Source organism: uncultured Planococcus sp. (genome assembly GCF_947501725.1).
Lineage (GTDB): Bacteria > Bacillota > Bacilli > Bacillales_A > Planococcaceae > Planococcus > Planococcus donghaensis_C.
Window position 1 is genome coordinate 216,400 of record NZ_CANMXD010000006.1, and the last position, 7,466, is coordinate 223,865.

The window sequence follows — 7,466 nt, forward strand, 5'->3', positions numbered from 1 at the left end:
CATTTGCTTCTGATTGTTTTAATTAAGCTTCCGCTTTTTATCTTCTTCAAAGCCCTTATGGCGTTGTATCGTCCGTTGATTCAGGATCTTCTGGAATCAGCGCCGCCTCATCGATCACCGTTTCCGCTTCCACCGAGACTTGGCCCGGTGAAACGCCGGAAGCTCCAGAAGGAATTTCCAGCTCCACTTCCACGGTATCATCTTCAGCCGTGACGCTTGACGCTTCCACTTCAATGACATATTCAGTGATTTCATCCACCACCGTTTTCGGACCGAAAATCCGGACTTCTTCCGTGGCCGTGCCCCAGTCATTGATGGTGATGCCTGGACGGGCTTCGCCTATCGGCTCAAGCCTTACCGGCACTAATTTACTGTATTCGACGACATTGACATCCACTTCGACTTCCTGCGGTTCGATTTCCGCATTTTCGAGTTTCGTCAGATCTTCTGCCAATACGCGGACACGTGCACCAGTCGTAAAGGATTCCTTCACTCCCTGTTCGCCCGAGACCGTCGCTTTAACAAAGCTGATGGCGTCAATCATGCTTTTCGGACCGGTCACAGTAACTGTTTCCGGATTGACAGCCACACTTTCCAAAACAAAGCCTTCTGCCAGCATCCGTTCATTTATTTCCGGATCGATGCGGAATTCCTGTGACACCCGCTCTTCAATCACTACATTGACAAACGCGGGGTCGACTCGGATATTTAATTGTTCAGAGAGATTTTCGGTTTGGATTGGGACTTGATGCTCCCCCATCGGCAAATTGCGCAAATCCACAAACAACGTAAAGTCTTCCAATTGGCGCGCTGTCTGTACAATACTGACAGGACCATTGAGATGCAGATCAGCTGTTTTCGGTACACCGCTGACCATCAGGCTATTATCATGGTATACCTCAAGTTCCACATCTTCAATCACTTCCGAGGTCCGGCTATTGTCCGTCGTCCCCGTGGAGTTATCTTCCGCCTGCACCGAAAAGAATAAAAGGAAGGCTAACAGCAGCGCCGTGCTTCGTAAAAACCAGCGATTGTCCATCATCTTATCCATTCTTTTTCCCCCTCCAATTCCACCAGGAAAGAGCGACTTCCTGCTGTTCTGCTCCGAACCAGATCCGGCGCAGCTTCACTTCGAAGTCTTCAAGTGACAAATTGCGGTGCAAATCGCCATTTGCCGTCAGGCTGATGGCGCCTGTCTCTTCCGATACGACAATCGTAATCGCATCGGTCACTTCGCTGATGCCGAGAGCGGCACGGTGACGCGTTCCCAGCTCTTTCGAAATGAACGGACTTTCTGAGAGCGGCAAATAGCAGGCCGCTGCGGCAATCCGGTTTTTTTGTACAATCACCGCTCCGTCATGCAACGGTGTATTCGGGATGAACAAATTGATGATCAACTCAGAGGTAATGTCCGAGTTCATCGGAATGCCAGTTTCAATATACTCGCTCAAACCCGTTTCACGTTCGATCGATATCAATGCCCCGATTCGCCGTTTCGCCATATAGCTGACGGATTTGGACATCGCTTCGATCAAGCGGTTACGCTCAGACTCTTCGTTCAGCGTACTGCTGGAGAACAGCTTGCCGCGGCCCAGTTGTTCGAGCGCACGGCGCAGCTCCGGCTGGAAAATGATGATGATGGCCAGGAAGCCCCATTCGAGTACCTGCTGCATGATCCAGCCGAGCGTTTCCAGGTTGAGTGCCTGTGTCACGAGGCGTGCAATAATAATGACAAAGATCCCTTTCAGCAATTGAACGGCCTTCGTTCCTTTGATGACGGTGATCAATTTATAGATAACGAACCAAACTAATAAAATATCAATAATATTCCCTAGAAGGTCGAGTGGTGTTTGGTCTGTTAAATTCTCCAAAAAAGGCATCTGCAACCCTCGCTTTTCTACATCTGCATATGCATTCAGTATATCATAAGTGAATTGGGCTTGCCTTCATAGAAAAAACCCATCCTTTAGGAGAGGATGGGTTTACTCTTCTATTTGGCTGTCATCTCCATCAAAAATAGCGGCTGCATCTTTAAAACCGTTTTTGATGGTATACCACAGCCATTCGAAAGCTTTGTCGATTTCCTCGATCTCACCGGTGATGACGCCACTCGATGCCATGTATTGGCCATTGACGATCGTCACGTCTCCTTGAAGCTCGCCCTCGACGCGCAAATCACCGTTGCGCACCGTCAGGTCACCAACTACGGTCTGTCCTTCAGGGACGATGACCGTCTGTCCCTCGACCACCAGATTCGGCTGTTTAGTGAACGCAAACTGCTGGTCGTCATTGAAGTTTGTAAATAATGCTGCGCTCATCATCACGCAGAACAGCGCTGCAGCTGCCAGCATCGGATGTCTTTTGAACCAACGCTGGACGCCTGCACGCTGTCTTTCTTTCGGCAGCCTTCCCATTGTCTTCTGGACAAAATCGGATGGCGCTTTTATATGTGATGCACTTTGGACAAATGCAATGGTTCTGCTTAATTCCTGGTACTGCTTTCTGCAATCGCTGCAGCTCTCCAGGTGGTCTCTCAATTGCTGTTCATCAGTTGGATTGATATCTCCATCAAGGTAATCATCCATTAGATGAAGCACATTTTCCGGACACGCATTCATAATGCTCGCCTCCTACAAATTGCTCAATTGCTTGCGAAGAGCTTCTCGCCCACGATGTATACGCGTCTTCACCGTACCCAACGGCAAATCCAAAATTTCACTGATTTCCGCCAGCGGCAATTCTTCAATATACTTTAATACAATAGCGGCACGGTACTTATCTGGCAAGCGGCTAATCTCGTACTGTACCCGCTCCTGCACTTCCATCCGCATTAACTCTTCTTCCGGAAGCTCATCATCATTGGCGATTTTCGAATACATGTTCAAGCCTTCCGTTCCGCGCACTTCTGCATCCAGGTGGTAATCCGGCTTTTTCTTGCGGATCCGGTCGATGCACAGATTTGTGGCGATGCGGTACAGCCAGGTCGAAAATTTCCGCTTCTGGTCAAACGTGTGGATGTTGACATAAGCCCGCATAAAAGCTTCCTGAGCAATATCTTCCGCTTCCTGCTTGTTGCCAAGCATCCGGTAGCAGATCTGATACAGCTGGTGCTGGTAAAGCTCCACGATTTCGGCGAATGCGTTCTGATCGCCTTTTAATACTTTAGCTATTCGTTTATTGACTAACGCATCCATGATCTCATTTCCCTCCGCCTATGCGGCTGTACTTTATATACGTCCCTTAACATGAAAAGTTTCATTTATTTTTTCTTATTCTATCGTATCAGACAATACCCAAATAAATCCAACTAATTTTGTAACGTTTTTAAAATGAAAAAGTTTCCTGTTTGCAGCATAAAAAAACTGCAGACAGCTCGAACGGATCGAGTGTCTACAGCTTGAAAAAATTTGTGCCTGTTTTTGATTATAATAATTTTTCGCCGAACAGCGAACCGATTAACGCAACAGCTACATCAGCTGTCCGATTTTTTTCATCCAGGATCGGATTGACTTCCACAAACTCAGCGGAAGTGACGATGTTTGCATCAAACAGCATTTCCATCGCCAAGTGGCTTTCCCGGTAGCTGATGCCGCCCGGAACCGGTGTGCCGACGCCCGGTGTGTAGATTGGATCGATGCCGTCAAGGTCCAATGACAAATGGACAGCATCCGTTTTGCGTTCCTCTTTTAAATAATGGATCGCATCTTCGATGACCGCATTCATGCCCATTTTATCGATTTCGTGCATGCTGTAGACACGGATGCCGCGTTCTTTGATCAACTGGCGTTCACCAGGGTCAACGGAACGCGCGCCGATGATGACGATATTTTCAGGCTTCACTTTTGGTGAGTAGCCGCGGATGTTCGTCAGTTTTTCATGGCCGAGCCCAAAGCTCGCTGCAAGCGGCATGCCGTGGATATTGCCGGATGGCGACGTATCACTGGTATTCATATCCGCATGCGCATCATACCAGATGACGCCCAGGTTTTCATGGCGTTCGGAAATTCCGGAAAGAGTACCGATGGCAATGCTGTGGTCTCCGCCGAGCACCAATGGGAAATTGCCGGATTCTGCCACTTCAAACACTTTGTCGCCAAGTGCTTCCGTCGCTTCCGTAATCGCTTTCAAATTACGCAAGTTCGTTGATGTATCGACGCTGCCGTCTGCTTTGCCGATTTGGATATCCCCTTCATCCGAAACAGTATGGCCCAGGTTTTCAATGCGGTCCACGACACCCGCATAACGGATCGCGCTTGGTCCCATGTCGACGCCACGGCGATTTTGCCCATGGTCCATTGGAACTCCGATAATAGATATATTTAATTTATTCATTATTTTATACCCCCTTAGCAAGATAGACTCATTGTAACCGCTAAGGTCTCTTTGGCTCAACCGTACAAAATCAGGTATATTTATTCACTTTTTTTGCGAGATCTTTTTTCACTTTCGGCCAGTCCCGATCAATAATAGAATAAACCACGGCGTCTCTTGACTTGCCCGTCGAGCGGATGCGTTCATTGCGCAGGACGCCTTCTTTTACAGCCCCAATACGTTCAATGGCCTTTTGTGAAGGGACATTTTCGGCATCTGTTTTGAATTGGACCCGGATCATGCCGCGCTCTTCAAAGCAATAACTCAGCAATGCACGCTTGACTGCCGTATTGACATGCGTTCGCTGAGCGGACTGCGCATAAAAAGTGGCGCCGATTTCACAGCTTTTATTGGCCTCATCAATTGCATATATGCGTGTCGTCCCCAGAATATCACCCGTTCCCGGGTTTTCCACCGCAAAAATAAGGACATTCGATTGGTTCAGACCCGCTTCCAGCCACGCCACCATATCTTCGAAAACCTCGACTTTATTGAGCATATGCTCAAAGATCTTCGGTGTATACAAAGCCCATAACGCTTCAAAATCATCCCTCTTCAATAAACGTAAACGAACACCATCCGATTCAATAATCATCCCGATCTCTCCTTTTAAGTAAAATATACCGATTGGATGCGCTGCAAGAAATCCTGCTCAAGCGCTCCCATGTGTTTCGTCAAAAAATAAGTGGAGACGACGGGTAGAGGAAACAAGTCGAAATGCGCTTCCATCAAGCGCCCTTCGACCAGCTCCCGACGGACCATCGATTTGGGCAAAAAAGAAGCACCTAAACCTTCCTGGATAAACCGTTTGGCAATATACGCCTGCGTCACTTTCATCGTCCGGATACCAGGCACATACAGACGCAGCTGCCCCAACAGCTCTTCCCAAAAAACGGGGTGATGGTGCGTAAACAATACAGATGTCCGTAAGGTCCTTTCCACTGAAACCGCAGGCCCCGTCTCATCATCATAGGCATCTCTTGGAAGGATGAACAGCAGTGGATCGTCGTAGACCACAAGCTGTGCAATGCCGCGCCTACTCGGCGGCAAGGCAGAGATTCCGGCTGATACCTGCTCCGAATCAACCAAAGCTTCGATCTGTTCGGATTCTTCCACCCGGATCACCAGCTCCACTTCCGGATGCTCCCCTATGAATGCTTTCAAAATATAAGGCAAGATCGTTTCTGCCATTAAAGGAGAAATCGCTAAGGTCCATTTTTTGCGGTAGCCCTGGGCGAATGAATGCAGCTCTTCCACACTGTCATCCAGCTGTTCAAGCACCTTTTCTGCTTTCTCCTTAAAATAACGCCCTTCCTCGGTCAATGACACCCGGTTATGGCTGCGTTTGAATAAGGAGAGGCCTAAGCTTTCCTCCAATAAGCGGATATGGACGGTGACACTAGGTTGTGACATCATCAGGCGTTCCGAGCTCATTCTGAAATTCAAGGTTTCTGCAGCGTCCACGAAGGTTCTTAACCACTGGACTTCCATGACATCCCCCATCTCGATTACTATTCTTAATTGTCTCAATTATATATCTTTAATTTTTTTTATCAAATCCGAAGAGTAAACTAAAAGAAAAAGGAGGAATTCCACATGTTTCAGCAAGGATTGAAAGGTGTAGTAGCCGTCCAAACAGCCATTGCTTCTGTAGATGGGGAGCGGGGAGAACTGCGTTACCGGGGACATTTGGTGGAAAGCGTTATAGAAGGCAGATCATTCGAAGAAACAGCTTATTTTCTCTGGCACGGCAAGTGGCCCGATGCTGAGCAGTTGAAACAGCTTCAGCAACAATTGGCTGCCCACCGTAAACTTCCGGCGCATATTGCTGACATTGCACAGCTGCTGCCAAAAGAAACCTCTTTGATGGACGCCGTTCGGACATTGGTATCTGCTTATTCGCATAGCGAATTCCAATCTCTCTCTTCCGCAGAACAAGCCATTGCACTGACAGCTGCCCTGCCGGTGATGACCGCTTCATTTTACCGCATTCAAAACGGTCAGGAGCCGATTGCACCCCGAAGTGATTTGGGGCACACTGCGAACTACTTATGGATGATCAACGGCCAGGAACCGACCGGCGCACAAACGGAAGCACTCGAGACCTATTTGAAGCTGACCATGGAGCACGGCATGAACGCTTCGACCTTTGCAGCACGCGTCACCATCTCTACGGAATCCGATCTCGTATCAGCCATCACCTCTGCTCTCGGTGCTATGAAAGGTCCCCTTCACGGAGGCGCTCCATCCGGTGTCATCGACCTGCTCGATGAAATGAAGACCGAAGACCACATCGATGCCGTGATTTCAGAAAAGCTGGACCGCGGCGAAAAGATCATGGGATTCGGCCACCGGGTCTACCGGACAGAAGATCCCCGGTCGATTGTTCTCCGCAAAAAATGTCTGGAGTTGCAGGGGAAAGATCCATGGCTCGACTTGGCGGCGGCTGCCGAGACCCGCATCATCGAGCTGCTGAACGAGCGCAAGCCGGGGCGTGCTCTGTATACCAATGTAGAATTTTATGCCGCAGCCATCATGCGGTCGATTGCCATGCCGACAGGGCTGTTTACACCGACATTCAGCGTGGCGCGCATTGTCGGCTGGACCGCGCATTCACTGGAACAACAAGAAAACAACGTGATTTTCCGGCCACAGTCCGAATACATCGGAAACTAAAAAAAAGCCGTATCCAAGTTAATGGATACGGCTTTTTTACACATGGATAGTACAAATACACATGGAACAATGGAGCCTAGGGGGCTCGAACCCCTGACCTCGTCACTGCCAGCGACGCGCTCTCCCAGCTGAGCTAAGGCCCCGCGCTGAACAGGCGCAAGGAATTTGAAAATGAGCCATGAAGGATTCGAACCTTCGACCCTCTGATTAAAAGTCAGATGCTCTACCAGCTGAGCTAATGGCTCATAGTAAAAAAATGGCTGGGGTACCTGGATTCGAACCAGGGCATGACGGGATCAAAACCCGTTGCCTTACCGCTTGGCTATACCCCATAGCTATAAGAAACTGGTGGTGGGGGGCAGATTCGAACTGCCGAACCCGAAGGAGCGGATTTACAGTCCGCCGCGTTTAGCCACTTC

General features: G+C 49.0%; 8 protein-coding genes and 3 tRNA genes. 1 reads left to right on the forward strand and 10 read right to left on the reverse strand.

Features of this window, described 5'->3' with window-relative positions:
• Positions 1-55 precede the first annotated feature (55 nt).
• The 7 genes from Q0785_RS11305 to Q0785_RS11335 form a co-directional block, all read right to left on the reverse strand.
• Positions 56-1,051, reverse strand: a complete 996-nt coding sequence (locus Q0785_RS11305) for a CdaR family protein (protein ID WP_298829786.1) — start codon at positions 1,049-1,051, stop codon at positions 56-58.
• Positions 1,044-1,880: a diadenylate cyclase CdaA gene (cdaA, locus tag Q0785_RS11310; protein ID WP_298829788.1), complete on the reverse strand. Its 837-nt coding sequence runs from the start codon at positions 1,878-1,880 to the stop codon at positions 1,044-1,046. Before cdaA ends, Q0785_RS11305 begins: the two co-directional genes overlap by 8 nt.
• A gap of 102 nt (positions 1,881-1,982) precedes the next feature.
• Positions 1,983-2,618 carry an anti-sigma factor gene (locus tag Q0785_RS11315; RefSeq protein ID WP_298829790.1) on the reverse strand — a complete coding sequence of 212 codons (636 nt, stop codon included), beginning with the start codon at positions 2,616-2,618 and terminating at the stop codon, positions 1,983-1,985.
• 12 nt (positions 2,619-2,630) lie between these two features.
• Positions 2,631-3,194, reverse strand: a complete 564-nt coding sequence (gene sigW, locus Q0785_RS11320) for an RNA polymerase sigma factor SigW (RefSeq protein WP_215101094.1) — start codon at positions 3,192-3,194, stop codon at positions 2,631-2,633.
• 229 nt (positions 3,195-3,423) lie between these two features.
• Positions 3,424-4,332, reverse strand: coding sequence for an arginase (gene rocF / locus Q0785_RS11325; protein WP_298829794.1), 909 nt, complete (start codon positions 4,330-4,332; stop codon positions 3,424-3,426).
• 70 nt (positions 4,333-4,402) lie between these two features.
• Positions 4,403-4,966 carry a GNAT family protein gene (locus Q0785_RS11330; RefSeq protein WP_298829795.1) on the reverse strand — a complete coding sequence of 188 codons (564 nt, stop codon included), beginning with the start codon at positions 4,964-4,966 and terminating at the stop codon, positions 4,403-4,405.
• A gap of 14 nt (positions 4,967-4,980) precedes the next feature.
• Positions 4,981-5,862: a LysR family transcriptional regulator gene (locus Q0785_RS11335; RefSeq protein WP_298829797.1), complete on the reverse strand. Its 882-nt coding sequence runs from the start codon at positions 5,860-5,862 to the stop codon at positions 4,981-4,983.
• Positions 5,863-5,967: 105 nt separating this feature from the next.
• Between Q0785_RS11335 and Q0785_RS11340 the strand changes: the two genes are divergently transcribed.
• Positions 5,968-7,047, forward strand: coding sequence for a citrate synthase/methylcitrate synthase (locus Q0785_RS11340; protein ID WP_298829799.1), 1,080 nt, complete (start codon positions 5,968-5,970; stop codon positions 7,045-7,047).
• Between the two features lie 70 nt (positions 7,048-7,117).
• Here the strand turns inward: Q0785_RS11340 and Q0785_RS11345 are convergent.
• From Q0785_RS11345 to Q0785_RS11355, 3 genes are all read right to left on the reverse strand, one after another.
• Positions 7,118-7,190 (reverse strand) — tRNA-Ala (locus Q0785_RS11345).
• A 29-nt stretch (positions 7,191-7,219) separates the two neighbouring features.
• Positions 7,220-7,292: transfer RNA gene (locus Q0785_RS11350), tRNA-Lys, on the reverse strand.
• Between the two features lie 12 nt (positions 7,293-7,304).
• Positions 7,305-7,379: transfer RNA gene (locus Q0785_RS11355), tRNA-Gln, on the reverse strand.
• Between the last annotated feature and the right edge of the window lie 87 nt (positions 7,380-7,466).

Excerpts from the sequence above, each read along its gene's own strand:
- Q0785_RS11340 (WP_298829799.1), top strand. The coding sequence starts at position 5,968 with ATGTTTCAGCAAGGATTGAAAGGTGTAGTAGCCGTCCAAACAGCCATT.
- Q0785_RS11335 (WP_298829797.1), bottom strand. The coding sequence starts at position 5,862 with ATGGAAGTCCAGTGGTTAAGAACCTTCGTGGACGCTGCAGAAACCTTG.
- Q0785_RS11330 (WP_298829795.1), bottom strand. The coding sequence starts at position 4,966 with ATGATTATTGAATCGGATGGTGTTCGTTTACGTTTATTGAAGAGGGAT.
- sigW (WP_215101094.1), bottom strand. The coding sequence starts at position 3,194 with ATGGATGCGTTAGTCAATAAACGAATAGCTAAAGTATTAAAAGGCGAT.
- Q0785_RS11305 (WP_298829786.1), bottom strand. The coding sequence starts at position 1,051 with ATGGATAAGATGATGGACAATCGCTGGTTTTTACGAAGCACGGCGCTG.
- cdaA (WP_298829788.1), bottom strand. The coding sequence starts at position 1,880 with ATGCCTTTTTTGGAGAATTTAACAGACCAAACACCACTCGACCTTCTA.
- Q0785_RS11315 (WP_298829790.1), bottom strand. The coding sequence starts at position 2,618 with ATGAATGCGTGTCCGGAAAATGTGCTTCATCTAATGGATGATTACCTT.
- rocF (WP_298829794.1), bottom strand. The coding sequence starts at position 4,332 with ATGAATAAATTAAATATATCTATTATCGGAGTTCCAATGGACCATGGG.